Here is a 19303-nt window from a genome sequence, read left to right as displayed (position 1 = left end):
TGGCGTCGGGGTAGCAGAGTCCGCCTTGGCTCATCTATAACTAGCACTTCCCCCAAGCCAACGGTTGGAAACTCCAATGAGCAATGTCTACAAGGTTGCAGTACTGGTCGGCAGTTTGAGAAAGCAGTCCCTGAACCGCAAGGTTGCCTTGACCCTGGCTGAGCTGGCCCCGGCCAATCTCCAGCTGAACATTGTCGAGATCGGCGACTTGCCGTTCTACAACGAGGATATCGAGGCGACTCCCCCGGCCAGCTACGTGGCGTTTCGCCAACGGATCGTCGAGGCCGATGCGGTGCTGTTCGTGACTCCCGAGTACAACCGTTCAGTGCCGGCGGTGCTGAAGAATGCCATCGACGTCGGCTCGCGCCCCTATGGCAAGAACAACTGGAGCGGCAAGCCGGGGGCGGTGATCAGCGTGTCCCCGGGGGCCATCGGCGGTTTTGGCGCCAATCATCATTTGCGCCAGTCCCTGGTGTTCTTGAATGTGCCGTGCATGCAGCAGCCCGAGGCCTACATGGGCGGCGCCGGTTCCGCATTCGATGAGTCCGGCAAGCTGGCGGAGGCCACCCGGCCATTCCTCCAGGGTTTCATCAACGCCTTCGGCCAGTGGGTCGAGCAACAGAAGCGCACCTGAGTTCCCCCCAGTGCGGCGGTCCCGGCTTTGGAAAAGGCCGGGCCGTCCCCCCTCAAGCCCCGCCCTTGGGGCTTGCCCGCGAGCCACGGATGCCTGCCAAGACATGCTGATTGCCGTAGCGATCTTCCTGCTGACCATCATCCTGGTGATCTGGCAGCCCCGAGGGCTGGGCGTGGGCTGGAGTGCAATGGGCGGCGCGCTGCTGGCGTTGCTCTGCGGAACGGTGCAGCTCGCCGATATCCCGGTGGTATGGCAGATCATCTGGAATGCCACCGGCACTTTCGTCGCCTTGATCATCATCAGCTTGTTGCTGGACGAGGCTGGTTTCTTCGCCTGGGCCGCGTTGCACGTGGCGCGTTGGGGGCAGGGCAAGGGCCGCCGGCTGTTCGCCTGGATGGTGTTGCTCGGGGCGCTGGTCTCGGCGCTGTTCGCCAACGATGGCGCGGCGCTGATCCTGACGCCCATCGTCATCTCCATGCTCCTGGCCTTGCACTTTTCCAGGGCGGCGACCCTGGCCTTCGTCATGGGGGCCGGGTTCATAGCCGATACCGCGAGCCTGCCGCTGGTGGTGTCGAACCTGGTGAACATCGTTTGCGCCGACTTCTTCGGTATCGGTTTCAACCGCTACGCCGCAGTGATGCTGCCGGTGAACCTGGTAAGCGTCGTCGCCACCCTGGGGGTGTTGCTGTGGTTCTTTGGCCGGGACATTCCCCAGGCCTATGACCCACGGCAACTGGCCGACCCGGCGAGCGCCATTCACGATCGCGGCACCTTTTTCGCCGGCTGGTGGGTGCTGTTGATCCTGCTGCTGGGCTGCTTCGCCCTGGAACCCCTGGGCATTCCCATCAGCGCCATTTCGGCGGGCTGCGCTTGCCTGTTGTTGATGGTGGCTGCCCGGGGCCAGAGGATTTCCACGCGCAAGGTACTCAAGGAGGCCCCGTGGCAGATCGTGCTGTTCTCCCTGGGCATGTACCTGGTGGTGTACGGCTTGCGTAACGCCGGGCTCACCACGCACCTGGCCGACTGGCTGGACGCTTTCGCCGCCGGCGGGGTCTGGGGCGCGGCGCTGGGCACCGGGCTGCTGGCGGCAGGCTTGTCGTCGGTGATGAACAATCTGCCGGCAGTGCTGGTCGGCGCCTTGTCCATCGATGCCAGCCAGGCCACGGGCGTGGTCAGGGAGGCGATGATCTACGCCAACGTGATCGGCAGTGACCTGGGGCCCAAGATCACTCCCATAGGTAGCCTGGCGACCTTGCTCTGGCTGCATGTGCTGGACCGCAAGGGCATTCATGTCGGCTGGGGTTACTACCTGCGGGTCGGGATGGTGCTGACCCTGCCGGTGTTGCTGGTGACCCTGGCGGCGCTGGCCCTGCGACTGTTGCTCTGAGGCCGGCTAGGACTGGGGCGCGGCGGGCAGGTCGGGCCACGGGTCGGCCACCAGGAACAGGCGTTCGGCCTCGACCCAGTCGCCTTCGGCGCTCTCTTGCAGGCGCACCAGCAGTTGCGCCGGGGCCAGGGGATCGAGCTCGGCCAACCATTGCTGCAACTGGGCGGCGCTCCAGGTGTGTCCGCCGGGGTAGCGCGCCGGAGCCAGCCAGGCATGCCGGGGCAGGGGCTGCCAGCGCCCCGGCGGGCTGCTGTCGATGAACGCCGGCCAGTCGCGCTGATGCAGCCAGCGCCCGCGCAGGTGCTGCGGATGGGCGCCCAGGGGCGGGTCGGCATGGCCCGGCCAGGGATACAGCAGGTAGCCGCCGAGCCACAGGTGGGCGCTGGGTTGGCCGACCTTCAGCGCCGCCAGGGTGGCGTGGCTTTCTTCCCGGGCCGAAAGCGGCAGCTGGTGCGCGGCCAGGTGGGCCAGCTTGCGGTCCAGGCGGTCGTGGCAGCCCGGGCCCAGCCATTGCGCGCTATCGCCGCCGGGCCCTTGCTGTGGACCGAGGTAGAGCTTGATCGCCAGCTCCAGGTGGTGCACCCCGTCGCGGTCGCGCAGGAGCATGTCCAGCTCGCCCAGGGTATGGCCGTCGCGACGGATCGGCAGGTTGGCCGCCAATAGCTCCACTCCCGGGGCGTGCTGCACGGCGAACTGCCAGAGCCGCTCGTAGTACAGGCCCAGGCGCCGGGTCGGGCTGCGGCTGAGCCACTGGCGCAGCGCGCTGCTGTCCTGGTCCTGCACTTGCAGCCAGTGGGCCAGCCGTTGCGGCTCCAGGGTCCAGTCGCTGCCGGCCAGGGGGTGACGCTGGGGCCAGGGTGTGGCGCTGAGCATTGGCGGGGCGAGGAGCACCCAGGCGAGATCGCGCACTTCGGGCTGGCGGAGCTGGCGGGGGAGGTTGAGCAAATCGGCGAACGGGAGCATGTTGCGAGCATAGACGCAAACCGCGACGGCTCGCGATAAATACCTGCCGCCCGGGCGCCGGGCGAGCCTGTACGGCTGAAAGGATTTTGTCTGGCGCCGGGTTTCGCCCATAATCCTCCGTTTCGCCCGAACCCCCGCAGGAGCCCCATGGAGCAATTTCGCAATATCGGCATTATCGGTCGCCTGGGCAGCTCCCAGGTGCTGGACACAGTGCGCCGACTGAAAAAGTTTCTGCTCGAACGCCACCTGCACGTGATCCTCGAGGACACCATCGCTGAAGTGCTGCCAGGCCACGGCCTGCAGACCTCTTCGCGCAAGCTGTTGGGCGAGGTCTGCGACATGGTCATCGTGGTCGGTGGCGACGGCAGCCTGCTGGGCGCCGCCCGGGCCCTGGCGCGGCACAATGTCCCGGTGCTGGGGATCAACCGCGGCAGCCTGGGCTTTCTCACCGATATCCGTCCCGACGAACTGGAGATCAAGGTCGCCGAAGTGCTGGACGGCCACTACCTGGTGGAGAACCGTTTCCTGCTGCAGGCCGAGGTGCGCCGGCATGCCGAGGCCATCGGCCAGGGCGATGCCTTGAACGACGTGGTGCTGCACCCGGGCAAGTCGACCCGGATGATCGAGTTCGAGATCTATATCGACGGCCAGTTCGTCTGCAGCCAGAAGGCCGACGGCCTGATCGTCGCTACCCCCACCGGCTCCACGGCCTACGCACTGTCTGCCGGCGGTCCGATCATGCATCCCAAGCTCGATGCCATTGTGATCGTGCCGATGTACCCCCATACCTTGTCCGGACGGCCGATCGTGGTCGATGGCAACAGTGAGCTGAAAATCGTCGTGTCCAAAGATATGCAGATCTATCCGCAGGTTTCCTGCGACGGGCAGAACCACTTCACCTGTGCTCCGGGCGACACCATCACGGTGAGCAAGAAGGCCCAGAAGCTGCGCCTGATCCATCCGCTGGACCACAACTACTACGAGGTCTGCCGGACCAAGCTCGGCTGGGGCAGCCGCCTGGGTGGTGGAGGCGACTGATGCTCGATCCCGCGCGTAGCTACGACCTGGTCGGTGACGTGCACGGTTGTGCCCTGACCCTCGAACACCTGCTGGACCGGCTCGGTTACCACAAGCAGGGTGGCGTCTGGCGGCACCCGTCACGCATGGCGGTGTTCCTTGGCGACATCATCGATCGCGGCCCGCGGATTCGCGAGGCCTTGCACATCGTCCACGACATGGTCGAGGCCGGCCAGGCGCTGTGCATCATGGGCAACCACGAGTTCAATGCCCTGGGCTGGAGCACCCCGGCGGCCGAGGGCAGCGGCAAGCAGTTCGTGCGTGAGCACACCCCGCGTCATGCCCGGCTGATCCACGAGACCCTGGCCCAGTTCGAACAGCACCCCGGCGACTGGCACGACTTCCTTGAATGGTTCTACCGGATGCCGTTGTTCGTCGACGCCGGACGCTTCCGGGTGGTGCACGCCTGCTGGGATTCGACGCTGATCGCCCAGCTACGCCAGCGCTACCCGGACGGCTGCATCGATCGCGATTTCCTGCAGGCCTCGGCGCTGCCTGACAGCTTCGCCAGCAACGCCTTCGACCGCCTGCTGCGGGGCACCGACATGCGCCTGCCCCATGGCCTGACCATGACCAGCGGCGATGGCCTGACCCGTTCGTTCTTCCGTACCAAGTTCTGGGAGGACGATCCGCAGACCTATGGCGATATCGTCTTCCAGCCCGATGCCTTGCCCGAGCCGGTGGCTCGCACGCCGTTGTCCCGGGACGAGAAGAACAGCCTGCTGCGCTACGGGATCGAGGAGCCGCTGCTGTTCGTCGGCCACTACTGGCGCAGCGGTACGCCGGCGCCGATCCGGCCCAACCTGGCTTGCCTGGACTACAGCGCGGTGCTCTACGGCAAGCTCGCCGCCTACCGCCTGGACCAGGAAACGCGCCTGGATCCGAACAAGTTCGTCTGGGTCGACGTCGAGCGGCCGGAGGTGTCGCGATGAGCGCGGTAGCTATCTTGCGCCTGCCACTGGCTACCGACCTCAGCGGTTTCGTCAAGCTCTTGCAACGCATGCAGGTACCTCATCGGGTCAGCGAGGAAGCCGGGGAACAGGTGCTGTGGGTGCCCGAGTCCATCAGCCAGGATGTGCTGGGCTTGTACCAGCGCTTCCCAAAGGGCGATCCCGAGCAACAGCTGGACATCGCCCAGGCCACTGCCCCCGAGGGACCTGGGCTGGCCCAGCAGCTGCGGCGCAGCCCGGTGACGGCCCTGGTGCTGGTCCTGAGCCTGGTGGTCTGCGGCATCACGTTGCTGGGGGACAACCTGCAAGTGCTGAGCTGGTTCACTTTCCTCGATTTTCGCGTAGCCGGCGACTACCTGCAGTTCCGCCCCCTGGCCGACGGCCTGGCGGCAGGGCAGTGGTGGCGGCTGGTGACGCCGATGCTGATCCACTTCGGCATCCTGCACATCGCCATGAACGGCATGTGGTACTGGGAGCTGGGGCGGCGCATCGAGTTGCGCCAGGGCAGCATCAACCTGCTGGGCCTGACCCTGTTGTTCAGCCTGGTTTCCAATTACGCGCAATATCATTTCAGCGGCCCCAGCCTGTTCGGTGGTTTGTCCGGGGTGCTGTACGGTCTGCTGGGGCATTGCTGGATCTATCAATGGCTGTCGCCCAACCCCATTTATCGCCTGCCCCGTGGTGTGCTGGTGATGATGCTGGTGTGGTTGCTGCTGTGCCTGTCCGGGCTGGTCTCGATGATCGGCTTCGGTGAAATCGCCAATGCCGCCCATGTCGGCGGGTTGCTCGTCGGTTGCCTCACCGGTTTGTTGGGCGGCTTGTATAGCCGCCGTAAACTGGCCCTCTAATTCCTGGAGTCTTGTATGTCGTCCTTTGTCGAAATGATCGAAAACATCACCCCCGATATCTATCGCAGCCTGAAGCTGGCGGTGGAGATCGGCAAATGGTCCGATGGCCGCAAGCTCACCCCCGAGCAGCGCGAGCTGTCGCTGCAGGCCATGATCGCCTGGGAAATGCACAACCTGCCAGAGGAAGAGCGCACCGGCTACATGGGCCCGCAGGAGTGCTCGTCCAAGGCCGAGACCGTGCCGAACATCCTGTTCAAGTCGGATGCCATCCATTGATCGAGATCGGCCGCGGCTCCATCAGTAAAATGTCGACCCGCCTGGACGGGCCGAATGTGCAATACGCCTTCCGCCTGGGCGACAGCGAAGTGCCGGTCAATCCCTTGATCGGCAGCAAGCTGCGCCTGGAATACCTGGGGGCGATCCACTGCACCCATTGCGGGCGCAAGACCAAGACCAGCTTCAGCCAGGGCTACTGCTATCCGTGCATGACCAAGCTGGCCCAGTGCGATGTCTGCATCATGAGCCCGGAGCGTTGCCACTACGACGCCGGCACTTGCCGCGAGCCGTCCTGGGGCGAGCAGTTCTGCATGACCGACCACGTGGTCTACCTGGCCAACTCCTCGGGGATCAAGGTCGGCATCACCCGGGCTACCCAGTTGCCCACCCGCTGGCTCGACCAGGGCGCCAGCCAGGCGCTGCCGATCATGCGCGTGGCGACCCGCCAGCAGTCCGGTTTCGTCGAGGATCTGTTCCGCACCCAGGTGGCCGACAAGACCAACTGGCGGGCCTTGCTCAAGGGCGACGCCCAGGCCGTGGACCTGGTCCAGGTGCGCGAGCAGCTGTTCGCATCCTGCGCCGAGGGTTTACTGGCTTTGCAGGAGCGTTTCGGTTTGCAGGCGATCCAGCCGGTGCGTGACATCGAGCCCCTGGAAATCCGCTATCCGGTCGAGCAGTACCCGGCCAAGATCGTCAGCTTCAACCTGGACAAGAATCCGATCGCCGAAGGCACCCTGCTGGGGATCAAGGGCCAGTACCTGATCTTCGACACCGGCGTGATCAACATTCGCAAATACACGGCCTACCAGCTGGCCGTGCATCAGTAGAAGGAATTCGCCATGCGCACCGAACAGCCGAAGATGATCTACCTGAAGGACTATCAGGCCCCCGAGTACCTGATCGACGAGACCCACCTGACCTTCGAGTTGTTCGAGGACCACAGCCTGGTCCACGCGCAACTGGTGATGCGCCGCAACCCGGCCCGTGGCGCCGGGCTGCCGCCGCTGGTGCTCGATGGCCAGCAACTGGAGCTGTTGTCGGTGAGCCTGGCCGACCAGCCCCTGGGCGCGGCCGACTACCAGCTGGACGACAGCCACCTGACCCTGCACCCGGCCAGTGCCAGCTTCACCGTGGACACCAGCGTCAGGATCAACCCGCAAACCAATACCGCCCTGGAAGGCCTGTACAAGTCCAGCGGCATGTTCTGCACCCAGTGCGAAGCCGAGGGCTTTCGCAAGATCACCTATTACCTGGACCGTCCGGATGTGATGAGCAAGTTCACCACCACCGTGGTGGCCGAGCAGCACCGCTATCCCGTGCTGTTGTCCAACGGCAACCCGATCGCCAGCGGCCCGGGTGAAGACGGCCGGCACTGGGCGACCTGGGAAGACCCGTTCATGAAGCCGGCCTACCTGTTCGCCCTGGTGGCGGGGGACCTGTGGTGCGTCGAGGACAGCTTTTGCACCATGAGCGGTCGCGATGTGGCGCTGCGCATCTACGTCGAGCCTGAGAACATCGACAAATGCCAGCACGCCATGAACAGCCTGAAGAAATCCATGCGCTGGGACGAACAGACCTATGGCCGGGAATATGACCTGGACATCTTCATGATCGTCGCGGTCAACGATTTCAACATGGGCGCCATGGAAAACAAGGGCCTGAATATCTTCAACTCCAGTGCCGTGCTGGCCCGCGCCGAGACCGCCACCGACGCCGCCCACCAGCGGGTCGAGGCCATCGTCGCCCACGAGTACTTCCACAACTGGTCGGGCAACCGGGTGACCTGTCGCGACTGGTTCCAGCTGTCGCTCAAGGAAGGTTTCACGGTGTTCCGCGATGCCGGGTTCTCCTCGGACATGAATTCGCGCACGGTCAAACGCATCCAGGACGTGGCCTACCTGCGCACCCACCAGTTCGCCGAAGACGCCGGGCCCATGGCCCACGCAGTGCGCCCGGAGAGCTTCATCGAGATCTCCAACTTCTACACCCTGACCGTGTACGAGAAGGGCTCGGAAGTAGTGGGCATGATCCACACGCTGCTGGGCGCCGAGGGCTTTCGCAAGGGCAGCGACCTGTACTTCGAACGCCATGATGGCCAGGCCGTGACCTGCGACGACTTCGTCAAGGCCATGGAAGATGCCAATGGCGTCGACCTGACCCAGTTCAAGCGCTGGTACAGCCAGGCCGGCACTCCGCGCCTCGCGGTCAGCGAGGCCTACGACGCCGCAGCCAAGACCTACAGCCTGACCTTCCGCCAGAGTTGCCCGCAGACGCCGGACAAGGCGGAAAAACTGCCGTTCGTGATCCCGGTGGAACTGGGCCTGCTGGACAGCCAGGGCGCCGCCATCGCCCTGCGCCTGGTCGGCGAGGCCAGCGCCCAGGGCAACTCCCGGGTGATCTCGGTGACCGAGGCCGAGCAGACCTTCACGTTCGTCGACGTCGCCGAGCGTCCGTTGCCGTCGCTGCTGCGCGGTTTCTCGGCGCCGGTCAAGCTGGGCTTCCCCTACGATCGCGACCAGCTGATGTTCCTCATGCAGCATGACAGCGATGGTTTCAACCGTTGGGAGGCCGGCCAGCAACTGGCGGTGCAGGTACTGCAGGAGCTGATCGCCCAGCACCAACAGGGCCAGGCCCTGGTGATGGACCAACGCCTGGTGACGGCCCTGGGCAGCGTGCTGGCCGACGAAAGCCTGGACCCGGCCATGGTCGCCGAGATGCTGTCGTTGCCGGGCGAGGCCTACCTCACCGAAATCAGCGAAGTAGCGGACGTCGAGGCCATCCATGGGGCCCGCGAGTTCGCTCGCAAGCAACTGGCCGAGCAGCTGTCCGCTGCCTTGCTCAAGCGCTACCAGGCCAATCGCGAGCTGTCCCGCGCCACCGCCTATGTGGCCGAGTCCGAGCACTTCGCCCGCCGCGCGCTGCAGAACATCGCCTTGTCCTACCTGATGCTGGTCGGCGAGCCTGAGGTCCTGGCGGCCGCCATCGAGCAATTCGACAGCGCCGACAACATGACCGAGCGCCTGACCGCCCTGGCGGTGCTGGTCAATTCGCCGTTCGAGGCCGAGAAGGCCCAGGCCCTGGCGGTGTTCGCCGAAAACTTCAAGGACAATGCGCTGGTCATGGACCAGTGGTTCAGCGTCCAGGCGGCCAGCCCGTTGCCTGGCGGCCTGGAGCGGGTCAAGGCGTTGATGCAGCACCCGGCGTTCAACATCAAGAACCCGAACAAGGTGCGGGCGCTGATCGGGGCCTTCGCCGGCCAGAACCTGATCAACTTCCACGCCGCCGACGGTTCGGGCTACCGCTTCCTGGCGGACCTGGTGATCCAGCTCAACGGTTTCAACCCGCAGATCGCTTCCCGCCAGCTGGCGCCGCTGACTCGCTGGCGCAAGTACGACAGCGCCCGGCAGGCGTTGATGAAGGCCGAGCTGGAGCGCATCCGCGGCTCGGGCGAGCTGTCCAGCGATGTGTTCGAGGTGGTCAGCAAGAGCCTGGCCTGATCTGCCCCCGGGCACGGCGACCCTGCCGTGCCTTCGCTCCCCGGTGCTGCCCAGGCAGCGCCGGGCTTTTTGTTTGCGCACTCCCTCTCTTCGGTCCCGGCAAGCTGCCGGCAGGCTGCGCTGAGCGCTGCCTGGGTATTGCCTGGGTATCGATCACTTCGACGAATGCCCGAATATTCAGGCCTGGCCCGAGGGGCTGCGATTAACAAAAGATAACGTGGCGTCGATTGTCAGACGTTTCCAAAGCCCGATAGGATAGCCCGCAGCCAAAGGGGCTCTAGATTGCAGGTTTCAGGACGATCGAGCGGATCGGACGAACACCCGCGAGACCCTGCAGGCGCCCTGAAAGGTTGAACGACCTGACAATAATAATGGGGAGAGGTCTATGAGTGAGCCTGTCATGGGTGTGGTTGCTGGCCGCCCGCCGGCGTTGCGTAGGGTCGCATCGTTGGCTGCAGCGCTCTCGCTGTTGAGTGTCGCGACACTGGCGCTGCCTGTCCGGGCTGCCGCCGATACGGCGGACGCCGCTGTCTATTCCATCGAATCGCCCAAGGCGGCGAAGAACCTGATGCTCGATGTGGTCCACGCTGGCAAGCGCCTGGTGGCGGTGGGCGATCGCGGGCATATCCTCTATTCCGACGACCAGGGCGCGACCTGGAACCAGGCCAAGGTGCCGAGCCGGCAGTTGTTGACCGCGGTGTATTTCGTCAACGAGCAACATGGCTGGGCCGTGGGCCATGATGCGCAGATCCTCGCCAGCCAGGATGGCGGTGCCACCTGGACCCGGCAGTTCCAGGACCTCAAGCGCGAAGCGCCGCTGCTGGACGTATGGTTCAAGGATGCCCAGACCGGTTATGCGGTGGGTGCCTATGGCGCCTTCCTGGAAACCACCGATGGCGGCCAGCACTGGGAAGACGCCAGCGAGCGCCTGGACAACGAAGACCAGTACCACCTCAACGCCATTGCCCAGGTCAAGGGCTCGGGGCTGTTCATCGTCGGTGAGCAGGGCAGCATGTTCCGCTCCGCCGATGACGGACAGACCTGGGAACGCCTCGAGGGGCCTTACGAGGGCTCGCTGTTCGGTGTGATCGGCACCGGCCAGCCGGCGACCCTGCTGGTCTACGGCCTGCGCGGCAACCTCTATCGCTCCACGGATTTCGGTGGCACCTGGGAGCAGGTGCGGCTCGAGGCCACGCGCGGCGCCCTGGAGTTCGGCTTGTCTGGCGCCACGCTGCTCGACGACGGCTCGCTGGTGATAGTCGGTCATGGCGGCAGCGTGATCCGCAGTACCGACCAGGGCCAGAGCTTCAGCGTATTCAACCGTCCAGATCGCATTTCCCTGTCATCGGTGAGTGCGGCCGGCAACGGCAACCTGGTCCTGGCCGGGCAGGGCGGCGTTCGCGTCGCGGCGGCAACGGGCGCTGAACTCGGCAATAAATAGGCCGGGCACATAATAAGAAGGTGGGGAATTCCATGAGCAGTCATCACCAGGACAAGGCGAACTTTCTCGAACGCCTGATTTTCAACAACCGCCCGGCAGTGATCTTCATCTGCTTGCTGGTCAGCGTCTTCCTGTTCTGGCAGGCGACCCTGATCCGACCCTCCACCAGCTTCGAAAAGATGATTCCGCTCAAGCACCCGTTCATCGAGCGGATGATGGAGCACCGCAATGACCTGGCCAACCTGGGCAACACCGTGCGCATCTCGGTGGAGGCCAGGGACGGCGATATCTTCACCCAGGAATACATGGAGACCCTCAGGCAGATCAACGACGAGGTGTTCTACATCCCGGGCGTCGACCGCTCCGGGCTCAAGTCCCTGTGGAGCCCCAGCGTGCGCTGGACCGAGGTCACCGAGGAAGGTTTCGCCGGCGGCGAGGTGATCCCCCAGAGCTACAACGGCTCCGCCGCGAGCCTCGATAAGCTGCGCAACAACGTGCTCAAGTCCGGCCAGGTGGGGCGCCTGGTAGCCAACGATTTCAAGTCCAGCATCGTCGATATTCCACTGCTGGAGTCCTATCCGGACCCGCAGGACCAGGGCAAGCTGCTGGCCCTGGACTACCAGAAGTTCTCCCACCAGCTGGAAGAGAAGATCCGCGACAAGTTCGAGGCGCAGAACCCCAATGTGAAGATTCACATCGTCGGTTTCGCCAAGAAGGTCGGCGACCTGATCGACGGCCTGATCATGGTGGTGCTGTTCTTCGGCGTGGCCTTCGTCATTACCCTGGTGCTGTTGTATTGGTTCACCTGGTGCATCCGCAGCACCATCGCGGTGCTGATCACCACCCTGGTGGCGGTGGTTTGGCAGTTGGGGCTGATGCATGCCATCGGTTTCGGCCTGGATCCGTACTCGATGCTGGTACCGTTCCTGATCTTCGCCATCGGCATTTCCCATGGGGTGCAGAAGATCAACGGCATCGCCTTGCAATCCAGTGATGCCGACAACGCCCTAACCGCGGCGCGGCGCACCTTCCGCCAGCTGTTCCTGCCGGGAATGATCGCGATCCTGGCCGATGCCGTGGGTTTCATCACGCTGCTGATCATCGATATCGGGGTGATCCGCGAACTGGCCATCGGCGCTTCCATCGGCGTGGCGGTGATCGTGTTCACCAACCTGATCCTGCTGCCGGTGGCGATTTCCTATGTCGGCATCAGCCAGCGCGCCGTGGAGCGCAGCAAGAAGGACGCTTCCCGCGAGCATCCGTTCTGGCGCCTGCTGTCCAATTTCGCCAGCCCCAAGGTCGCTCCCGTGTCCATTGCCCTGGCCTTGGTGGCCTTCGGTGGCGGTCTCTGGTACAGCCAGAACCTGAAGATCGGCGACCTCGACCAGGGCGCACCGGAGCTGCGTCCGGATTCGCGCTACAACAAGGACAACAACTTCATCATCAGCAACTATTCCACCAGCTCCGACGTGCTGGTGGTGATGGTCAAGACCGCCGCCGAGGGCTGCTCGCGCTACGAAGCCATGGCGCCGATCGACGAGCTGATGTGGAAGATGCAGAACACCGAGGGCGTGCAGTCGGCGATCTCCCTGGTGACCGTGTCCAAGCAGATGATCAAGGGCATGAACGAGGGCAACCTGAAATGGGAAACCCTGTCGCGCAACCCCGATGTGCTGAACAACTCCATCGCCCGCGCCGACGGCCTGTACAACAACAACTGCTCCCTGGCCCCGGTGCTGGTGTTCCTCAACGACCACAAGGCCGAGACCCTCAATCGCGCTGTGCATGCGGTGCAGGAGTTCGCCAAGGAAAACAACAAGGATGGCCTGGAATTCATCCTGGCCGCGGGTAACGCCGGGATCGAGGCGGCCACCAACGAGGTGATCAAGACCTCGGAGCTGACCATCCTGATCCTGGTGTACATCTGCGTGGCGGCCATGTGCATGATCACCTTCCGTTCCTGGGCAGCGACCCTGTGCATCGTCCTGCCGCTGGTGTTGACCTCGGTACTGGGGAACGCGCTGATGGCCTTCATGGGCATCGGGGTCAAGGTGGCGACCCTGCCGGTGGTGGCGCTGGGCGTGGGCATCGGTGTCGACTACGGCATCTACATCTACAGCCGCCTGGAAAGCTTCCTGCGCGCCGGGTTGTCGTTGCAGGAGGCCTACTACCAGACCCTGCGGTCCACCGGCAAGGCGGTGTTGTTCACCGGCCTGTGCCTGGCCATCGGCGTGTGTACCTGGATCTTCTCGGCCATCAAGTTCCAGGCCGACATGGGCCTGATGCTGACCTTCATGCTGCTGTGGAACATGTTCGGCGCGCTGTGGCTGCTGCCGGCCCTGGCCCGCTTCCTGATCCGTCCCGAGAAGCTGGCGGGGCAGAAGGGCAACTCGCTGTTCGCCCACTGATCGGCAGATGTCTCCCAAAGCCGCAACCCCACGAGGTTGCGGCTTTTTCATGGGCGCATGATTGGGCTTCGAGGAGGCGCAATACTGGCCCGACCGCCCCGCGCCAATCGGCTATCATTGCGCCTTTCCAACTGATGATTGATCGCTATGACCGCTGCTACCGACACCTTGCTCAACGCTCTCCAGGCCTGCGACATGCTGGAGATCGATGGCCTGCACGCCTTCGACTTCTCCCTCGACGACCAGCAATTGCTGATCGAGTGCATGGATGGCCGCGCCGCCAAGCGCTGGAGCTTCACCCTGGCCCAGGTGCAGGCCGCGAATTTCGACCAGGCCTTGCAGAGCTGGGTCGTGGAGGGCGACAGCGGCGAGCACCGCCTGGTGTGCATGAGCGCGTTCAGTGCCCGTGACGAAGAGGAAGATGACCATGAAGATGCGTAATTTCTGGCCGCTGCTGATCGCTGGCAGTGTCGGTGCCATGGCGGTGCAGGCCGCGCCGGTGGAGACCCAGGAACTGTTGGTGGGCTCCTACACCCAGGGCCAGAGCCAGGGGTTGTACCGCCTGCGCTTCAACGAGCGTACCGGGCAGATCGATCCCAAGCCGCTGCAGGTGGTCAAGAGCTCCAACCCGTCCTGGCTGACCCTGTCCAAGGACCTGAAGTTCGTCTTCGCGGTGAACGAGAACAGTCCGGGCCAGGCCGACCCCATCGGCCGGGTCAGCAGCTACAGCCTGGCTCCCAAGACCCATCAGCTGAGCCTGATCAACCAGGTGCAGAGCCAGGGCAACGAGCCGACCCATTCCAGCTTGAGCGCCGATGGCAGCTACCTGTTCGTCAGCAACTATTCGGTGGACGTGGACCCGGGCGGCAGCCTGGCAGTGGTTCCGGTCAGCGCCGATGGCCATTTGTCGCCGGTGGTGCAGCTGAGCAGCCACCCGGCCAGCCGGGTCGATCCCGAGCGCCAGCAGTCGGCCCACGTGCATTCGTCGGTATCGTCGCCGGATGGCAAGTTCCTGTTCGCCAACGACCTGGGGGCGGACAAGATCTTCGTCTACCGCTACGATCCCAAGGCCAATCCGGAGCACCCGCTGAGCGCCGCCGATCCGGCCTTCGTCCAGTTGCCGCCGGGTAGTGGCCCGCGCCATTTGCTGTTCAGTGCCGATGGCAAGCATGCCTACCTGACCATGGAGATGAGCGCCCAGGTGGCGGTGTTCGACTACCAGGACGGCAAGCTGACCCAGCGCCAGATCCTCGACCTGGCGGCCAACGCCGGCAAGGAGAAGAAGGCCGCCGGAGCCCTGCATGCCTCCAAGGACGGCCAGTACCTGTACGTGAGCAACCGTGGCACCGCCAACCAGCTGCTGGTGTTCGCCATCGACCCGGCCAACGGCCAGCTCAAGGAGATCCAGCGCCGTTCGGTGGAGGGCGATCACCCACGGGAGTTCAGCCTCGATCCGAGCAACCGCTATGTGCTGATCGGCAACCAGAAGAGCAACCAGATCGTGGTGATCGAGCGTGACGCCAAGACCGGTTTCCTGGGCAAGACCGTGCAAAAACTGCCGTTCGATGCCCCTAGCGATATCAAGTTCCTGGTGCGTCAATAAGCCGCAGGCCCCGGCACCCGGGGCCTGAGCGCTTCTATTAATGACGCTGATATCGGCTACTGGTGCAAAGAATTTTTTCCCGCCAACCCTCGATAGTAAGTTTGCTCCACGGCCCACACGGGCAAGCCAGCCAACCGAATACGAGGGTTACCCCATGAATTTCAATCTCTTCTCCGTGATCGCCGCCTCGGCCATTTCCGCCAGCGTGGTCCTGCCTGCCGGCGCCAACGTGGAAATCAGCCAGAAGAAATCCGCCACCAACACCTACACCCAGAAGTACCTGCAACAAAGCGCCAACTTCTATGCCGCGCTGGATCACAAGTCCCATAGCTGAGCCCGACTCGTCCATATCCAGGTATGCAGGAGCGACATCACTGGTGCAGTGCTGTCGCTCCTGCATGACCTGTTTGCGACCAGGCGCACAAGGCGGCGAATTTTGCTTGGTAGTGTCACATCGCCATGTGTTTAAATTTGGCGCTGAATTATTGACTCTTTCCCGAGCAAGGATCGATAGCATGGTAATGCGTCTGACTGTGGTTCTGCTGTTGCTCTATTCCAGCCCCATCCTGTCTTCCGCGCAGCCGGTGGAAGGCGAACCCGAAACCTCCCGCGAACGCCTGGCCAGCCTGTTGCAAGACTGAGGCGGGCGGCGCTCATCAATGGCCTGGCCTGACGCTGGTTCCTGCTGGGTGGCCGGCTTTGCGCGGTGGGCTTGCGAGCGCTTGCCCGGCAACCGTAGATCCACGATCCGCCTGCCGCGCCATGCTCCCGGTCAAGCCAGGGCGAATGCCACCGCCGCCTGGGCGTGCAGCTCAGTGGTATCCAGCAGCGGCAGGGGGCTGTGCTCCGGCTTGAGCAGCAGGCCGATTTCGGTGCAGCCGAGGATCACCGCCTGGGCCCCGCGGGCCTGCAGCGACTGGATGACCTGCTGGTACTGCCTGCGCGATTGTTCGCGGATCACACCCACGCACAACTCTTCATAGATGATCCGATGCACGACCTGGCGCTGCTCGGCGTCCGGCACCAGCACTTGCAGGCCCTGGTCGGCCAGACGCTGCTTGAGGAAGTCCTGCTCCATGGTGAAGGCCGTGCCCAGCAGGCCCACCTTCAGGGTGCCGGCGGCCAGCGCCGCCTGGGCGGTGGGGTCGGCAATGTGCAGAAAAGGCAGGTTCGTCGCCGCCTGGATCGGTGCGGCCACCTTGTGCATGGTGTTGGTGCACAGCACCAGGCAGTCGGCGCCGCCGGCCTCCAGGCGCCGGGCGGCGTCCACCAGGATCGCCGCTGCCGCGTCCCAGTCTCCGGCGTGCTGGGCCCGTTCGACAGGTCCGAAGTCGACGCTGTACATTAGCAGCCGCGCTGAACGCAGGGCGCCCAGGCGGTCGCGGACCTGCTGGTTGATCAGGCGATAGTATTCGGCGCTGGACTCCCAGCTCATGCCGCCGATCAGGCCGATGGTGCGCATCTGCAACTCCTTGGGTCGTGTTGGATACGGCTCAGTCTGGCTTGCTCAAGGCCAGTGATCTATCAGGAAATTTCACATGCCCCAGGTGCTTGAACATCGCTTGCTGGACGGCCAGCTGGTCCTGCAGCTGCTGCCGGCTGCGGCCTATAGCGCCCGTGACCCGGTGCAATGGCAGACCCTGGGCGTGGCCCTGGAGCGCCAGCGCGGAGTGCATGCGATCGGCTCCGACCGGCGTGAGGATTTCGACACCTGGCCCGGAACCCTGGCCTTGACGCCCAAGGGTATCGAAGTGTTTTCCGAATCCGCCGAAGGTGGTGAGTACCTGCTGGCCCGTTGGCAGGGGCCGCTTTGGCCGGAGGCCGTCGAGCGGCGCCTGCAGAGCCCCGGACATGCCCGCGCCTTGGCCTTGGGGCGCGAGGCCCGACGGTTGTTGTTAATGCCGCAGTCCGACGAACTGGCCCTGGAACAGTGCGCCCTGGCCTTTGTCGGCTTGCCCTGGCAGCCCATCACCAAGCCACCGGTGGCCGATCTGCGCCGGGTACTGCAGAGAATGGCCGATGAGTACGCCCAGCCCTTGTCCCTGGCGCAACTGGCCGTCACCTATGGGCATAACGAGTTGCGCCTGCTGCGGGACTTCAGCCGTGGGGTGGGTATGACGCCCCATGCCTGGCTCACCGAGATCCGCCTGCAAGCGGCCCGGCGCTTGCTGGAACACAGCGACCTGCCGTTGGCAGCCATTGCCCAGGACTGCGGTTTTGCCCATCAATCGCACCTGGGCAGTGCCTTGCGCAAGGGCCTTGGGTTGACGCCACGCCAGTACCGTTTGCGGTTCCAGCAGCGCGAGCCGTGACGGCTACATCTCCAGGTTGATCCAGCCCGGCTTGGCTTCCTCCGGAGCCACGGCGTCGATCTTCTTGCCGGTGGCGGCCTCCACCCGGCGCGCCACTTCCGGATCGTCGGCGAAAGGAATCAGGCTAGCCTCGTCCAGGCTCTTGGCGCTCTGGTGGCGCAGGCAGTACTCGATGCAGAGGTAGAGAAACACCACCCCCAGCAGGTTGAACAGAATGTCCATGACGGTCTTGCTCCCTGGAATGAAAACGCCGGCCCGGGGCCGGCGTCTGGAGGTGGATCAGGCGATCCGGGCGTCGCTCAGCGCCAGCCGGGAATCAGCCACGCGCACGGTGCGCCAGGTGTTGTAGGCCATCAGCAGCATGCCGCTGAGGAAGAACACGCCACCGGCGAAGCGCACCACGAAGCCCGGATGGCTGGCCACCAGGCCCTCGACGAAGGAATAGGTGAGGGTGCCGTCTTCGTTGACCGCGCGCCACATCAGGCCCTGGGTGATGCCGTTGACCCACATCGAGGCGATGTAGAGCACGGTGCCGATGGTGGCCAGCCAGAAGTGCAGGTTGATCAGCGGCACGCTGTGCATCTGCTCGCGGCCGAACACCTTGGGCACCATGTGGTAGATGGCGCCGAAGGTGATCATGGCTACCCAGCCCAGGGCGCCGGCGTGTACGTGGCCGATTGTCCAGTCGGTGTAGTGGGAGAGGGCGTTGACGGTCTTGATCGCCATCATCGGGCCTTCGAAGGTCGACATGCCGTAGAACGCCAGCGACAGCACCAGGAAGCGCAGGATCGGGTCGGTGCGCAGCTTATGCCAGGCGCCCGAGAGGGTCATCATGCCGTTGATCATGCCGCCCCAGCTCGGAGCCAGGAGGATCAGCGACATGGCCATGCCCAGCGATTGCGCCCAGTCCGGCAGCGCGGTGTAGTGCAGGTGGTGCGGGCCGGCCCAGATATACAGGGTGATCAGCGCCCAGAAGTGCACGATCGACAGGCGATAGGAATAGACCGGGCGGCCCACTTGCTTGGGTACGAAGTAATACATCATCCCCAGGAAGCCGGTGGTCAGGAAGAAGCCCACGGCGTTGTGGCCGTACCACCACTGGACCATGGCATCGGTGGCCCCGGAATACACCGGGTAGGATTTGAACCAGTCCACCGGGATCGACAGGTGGTTGACCACGTGGAGCATGGCGATCACCAGGATGAAGGCGCCGAAGAACCAGTTGCCGACATAGATGTGCTGGCTCTTGCGCTGGACCACGGTGGTGAAGAACACGATGCCGTAGACCACCCAGACCACCGCCATCCATACCGCGCCGGCGAATTCGATCTCGGCGTATTCCTTGGTGGTGGTGTAGCCCAGGGGCAGGGTGACCAGCATGATCACGATCACCGATTGCCAGCCCCAGAAGGTGAAGGCTGCCAGCGTGTCGGAGTACAGCCGTACCTGGCAGGTACGCTGCACCGCATAGTAGCTGGCGGCGAACTGCGCGCTGCCGGCGAAGCCGAAGATCACCAGGCTGGTGTGCAGCGGCCGCAGGCGCCCGAAGGTGGTCCACGGCAGGTCGAGGTTCATGTCCGGCCACACCAGCTGCGAGGCAATCCATACCCCCATGGCCATGCCGATCACACCCCATACCACTGTTGCGACGACGAATTGGCGAACCACCTTGTAGTTGTAGGCCTGTTCGAGTGTTGCTGAGTTCATGGTCAATGCTTCCACGGTTGCAGAGTCTTGCCAGGCCACCCGGTCTGGCACGGGGTGCACTGTAGGAATCATGGACAAAACAAAACAGGCTCAGAAAAACAGCAATAATACGGATCAGATTTTCCTCAAGGCAGGCTGGATATCACAGCTACTGATATGGTTTTTTAGTTTTTACCTGGATCTGTAACGATCTGCGCCGC

At 64.1% G+C, this 19303-nt stretch carries 19 protein-coding genes; 15 read left to right on the top strand and 4 right to left on the bottom strand.

From position 1 onward, the window contains the following. Positions 1-76 precede the first annotated feature (76 nt). Positions 77-634: an NADPH-dependent FMN reductase gene (locus C4K40_RS16900; protein WP_053130426.1), complete on the top strand. Its 558-nt coding sequence runs from the start codon at positions 77-79 to the stop codon at positions 632-634. 103 nt (positions 635-737) lie between these two features. Beyond that, entirely contained in the window at positions 738-2021 is a 1284-nt protein-coding gene (locus tag C4K40_RS16895) for an arsenic transporter (protein WP_053130422.1), read from the top strand. A gap of 6 nt (positions 2022-2027) precedes the next feature. On the opposite strand, the gene C4K40_RS16890 is transcribed toward C4K40_RS16895, so the two are convergent. Continuing rightward, positions 2028-2984 (bottom strand): DUF1853 family protein, encoded by a 957-nt coding sequence (locus C4K40_RS16890; protein WP_053130418.1) that lies wholly within the window; start codon positions 2982-2984, stop codon positions 2028-2030. A 147-nt stretch (positions 2985-3131) separates the two neighbouring features. On the opposite strand from C4K40_RS16890, the gene C4K40_RS16885 reads away from it, so the two are divergent. The 12 genes from C4K40_RS16885 (at position 3132) to C4K40_RS31950 (ending at position 15725) form a co-directional block, all read left to right on the top strand. After that, on the top strand, positions 3132-4022 hold the full coding sequence (locus tag C4K40_RS16885; RefSeq protein ID WP_022639033.1) for an NAD(+) kinase: 891 nt from the start codon (positions 3132-3134) through the stop codon (positions 4020-4022). Further along, a complete protein-coding gene (locus tag C4K40_RS16880; protein ID WP_172681624.1) occupies positions 4019-4993 on the top strand; it encodes a metallophosphoesterase in 975 nt (324 codons plus the stop codon). Before C4K40_RS16885 ends, C4K40_RS16880 begins: the two co-directional genes overlap by 4 nt. Next, entirely contained in the window at positions 4990-5859 is an 870-nt protein-coding gene (locus C4K40_RS16875) for a rhomboid family intramembrane serine protease (RefSeq protein ID WP_022639029.1), read from the top strand. The genes C4K40_RS16880 and C4K40_RS16875 overlap by 4 nt, the downstream gene beginning before the upstream one ends. Positions 5860-5874: 15 nt before the next feature. Next, positions 5875-6135 (top strand): YeaC family protein, encoded by a 261-nt coding sequence (locus C4K40_RS16870; protein WP_022639028.1) that lies wholly within the window; start codon positions 5875-5877, stop codon positions 6133-6135. Further along, positions 6132-6962 carry a DUF2797 domain-containing protein gene (locus C4K40_RS16865; protein ID WP_022639027.1) on the top strand — a complete coding sequence of 277 codons (831 nt, stop codon included), beginning with the start codon at positions 6132-6134 and terminating at the stop codon, positions 6960-6962. Before C4K40_RS16870 ends, C4K40_RS16865 begins: the two co-directional genes overlap by 4 nt. A gap of 12 nt (positions 6963-6974) precedes the next feature. Continuing rightward, positions 6975-9632: an aminopeptidase N gene (pepN, locus tag C4K40_RS16860; protein ID WP_053130414.1), complete on the top strand. Its 2658-nt coding sequence runs from the start codon at positions 6975-6977 to the stop codon at positions 9630-9632. Positions 9633-10017: 385 nt separating this feature from the next. Next, positions 10018-11073: a YCF48-related protein gene (locus C4K40_RS16855; RefSeq protein ID WP_053130411.1), complete on the top strand. Its 1056-nt coding sequence runs from the start codon at positions 10018-10020 to the stop codon at positions 11071-11073. A gap of 32 nt (positions 11074-11105) precedes the next feature. Further along, positions 11106-13481, top strand: a complete 2376-nt coding sequence (locus C4K40_RS16850; protein ID WP_022639024.1) for an RND family transporter — start codon at positions 11106-11108, stop codon at positions 13479-13481. Positions 13482-13628: 147 nt separating this feature from the next. After that, complete coding sequence (locus C4K40_RS16845) at positions 13629-13922, top strand: DUF5629 family protein (protein WP_022639023.1); 294 nt, start codon at positions 13629-13631, stop codon at positions 13920-13922. Then, positions 13909-15084 (top strand): lactonase family protein, encoded by a 1176-nt coding sequence (locus C4K40_RS16840; RefSeq protein ID WP_022639022.1) that lies wholly within the window; start codon positions 13909-13911, stop codon positions 15082-15084. Before C4K40_RS16845 ends, C4K40_RS16840 begins: the two co-directional genes overlap by 14 nt. 154 nt (positions 15085-15238) lie before the next feature. Next, positions 15239-15418 (top strand): hypothetical protein, encoded by a 180-nt coding sequence (locus C4K40_RS16835; RefSeq protein WP_022639021.1) that lies wholly within the window; start codon positions 15239-15241, stop codon positions 15416-15418. 181 nt (positions 15419-15599) lie between these two features. Next, complete coding sequence (locus tag C4K40_RS31950; protein ID WP_022639020.1) at positions 15600-15725, top strand: hypothetical protein; 126 nt, start codon at positions 15600-15602, stop codon at positions 15723-15725. Between the two features lie 131 nt (positions 15726-15856). Here C4K40_RS31950 and C4K40_RS16830 read toward each other — a convergent pair whose 3' ends face one another. Next, positions 15857-16546 (bottom strand): aspartate/glutamate racemase family protein, encoded by a 690-nt coding sequence (locus C4K40_RS16830; RefSeq protein WP_053130407.1) that lies wholly within the window; start codon positions 16544-16546, stop codon positions 15857-15859. A 76-nt stretch (positions 16547-16622) separates the two neighbouring features. Here C4K40_RS16830 and C4K40_RS16825 point away from each other — a divergent pair, with 76 nt between their 5' ends. Continuing rightward, the gene (locus C4K40_RS16825) at positions 16623-17396 is read left to right on the top strand and encodes a helix-turn-helix domain-containing protein (protein ID WP_053130404.1); all 774 of its coding nucleotides are present in this window, start codon (positions 16623-16625) and stop codon (positions 17394-17396) included. Positions 17397-17399: 3 nt separating this feature from the next. Here C4K40_RS16825 and C4K40_RS16820 read toward each other — a convergent pair whose 3' ends face one another. Then, positions 17400-17618 carry a hypothetical protein gene (locus C4K40_RS16820; RefSeq protein WP_031319938.1) on the bottom strand — a complete coding sequence of 73 codons (219 nt, stop codon included), beginning with the start codon at positions 17616-17618 and terminating at the stop codon, positions 17400-17402. Positions 17619-17675: 57 nt separating this feature from the next. Next, on the bottom strand, positions 17676-19103 hold the full coding sequence (gene ccoN, locus C4K40_RS16815) for a cytochrome-c oxidase, cbb3-type subunit I (protein ID WP_053130401.1): 1428 nt from the start codon (positions 19101-19103) through the stop codon (positions 17676-17678). Between the last annotated feature and the right edge of the window lie 200 nt (positions 19104-19303).

It is taken from the genome of Pseudomonas sp. CMR5c, assembly GCF_003850545.1.
Classification (GTDB): Bacteria; Pseudomonadota; Gammaproteobacteria; order Pseudomonadales; family Pseudomonadaceae; genus Aquipseudomonas; species Aquipseudomonas piscis.
Note: the sequence above shows the minus strand (reverse complement) of the source record. Positions and strands in the feature narration are given on the sequence as shown.

Coding starts and splice junctions, on each gene's coding strand:
- C4K40_RS16900 (WP_053130426.1), top strand. CDS start 77: ATGAGCAATGTCTACAAGGTTGCAGTACTGGTCGGCAGTTTGAGAAAG.
- C4K40_RS16895 (WP_053130422.1), top strand. CDS start 738: ATGCTGATTGCCGTAGCGATCTTCCTGCTGACCATCATCCTGGTGATC.
- C4K40_RS16890 (WP_053130418.1), bottom strand. CDS start 2,984: ATGCTCCCGTTCGCCGATTTGCTCAACCTCCCCCGCCAGCTCCGCCAG.
- C4K40_RS16885 (WP_022639033.1), top strand. CDS start 3,132: ATGGAGCAATTTCGCAATATCGGCATTATCGGTCGCCTGGGCAGCTCC.
- C4K40_RS16875 (WP_022639029.1), top strand. CDS start 4,990: ATGAGCGCGGTAGCTATCTTGCGCCTGCCACTGGCTACCGACCTCAGC.
- C4K40_RS16870 (WP_022639028.1), top strand. CDS start 5,875: ATGTCGTCCTTTGTCGAAATGATCGAAAACATCACCCCCGATATCTAT.
- pepN (WP_053130414.1), top strand. CDS start 6,975: ATGCGCACCGAACAGCCGAAGATGATCTACCTGAAGGACTATCAGGCC.
- C4K40_RS16855 (WP_053130411.1), top strand. CDS start 10,018: ATGAGTGAGCCTGTCATGGGTGTGGTTGCTGGCCGCCCGCCGGCGTTG.
- C4K40_RS16850 (WP_022639024.1), top strand. CDS start 11,106: ATGAGCAGTCATCACCAGGACAAGGCGAACTTTCTCGAACGCCTGATT.
- C4K40_RS16845 (WP_022639023.1), top strand. CDS start 13,629: ATGACCGCTGCTACCGACACCTTGCTCAACGCTCTCCAGGCCTGCGAC.
- C4K40_RS16840 (WP_022639022.1), top strand. CDS start 13,909: ATGAAGATGCGTAATTTCTGGCCGCTGCTGATCGCTGGCAGTGTCGGT.
- C4K40_RS16835 (WP_022639021.1), top strand. CDS start 15,239: ATGAATTTCAATCTCTTCTCCGTGATCGCCGCCTCGGCCATTTCCGCC.
- C4K40_RS31950 (WP_022639020.1), top strand. CDS start 15,600: ATGGTAATGCGTCTGACTGTGGTTCTGCTGTTGCTCTATTCCAGCCCC.
- C4K40_RS16830 (WP_053130407.1), bottom strand. CDS start 16,546: ATGCGCACCATCGGCCTGATCGGCGGCATGAGCTGGGAGTCCAGCGCC.
- C4K40_RS16825 (WP_053130404.1), top strand. CDS start 16,623: ATGCCCCAGGTGCTTGAACATCGCTTGCTGGACGGCCAGCTGGTCCTG.
- C4K40_RS16820 (WP_031319938.1), bottom strand. CDS start 17,618: ATGGACATTCTGTTCAACCTGCTGGGGGTGGTGTTTCTCTACCTCTGC.
- ccoN (WP_053130401.1), bottom strand. CDS start 19,103: ATGAACTCAGCAACACTCGAACAGGCCTACAACTACAAGGTGGTTCGC.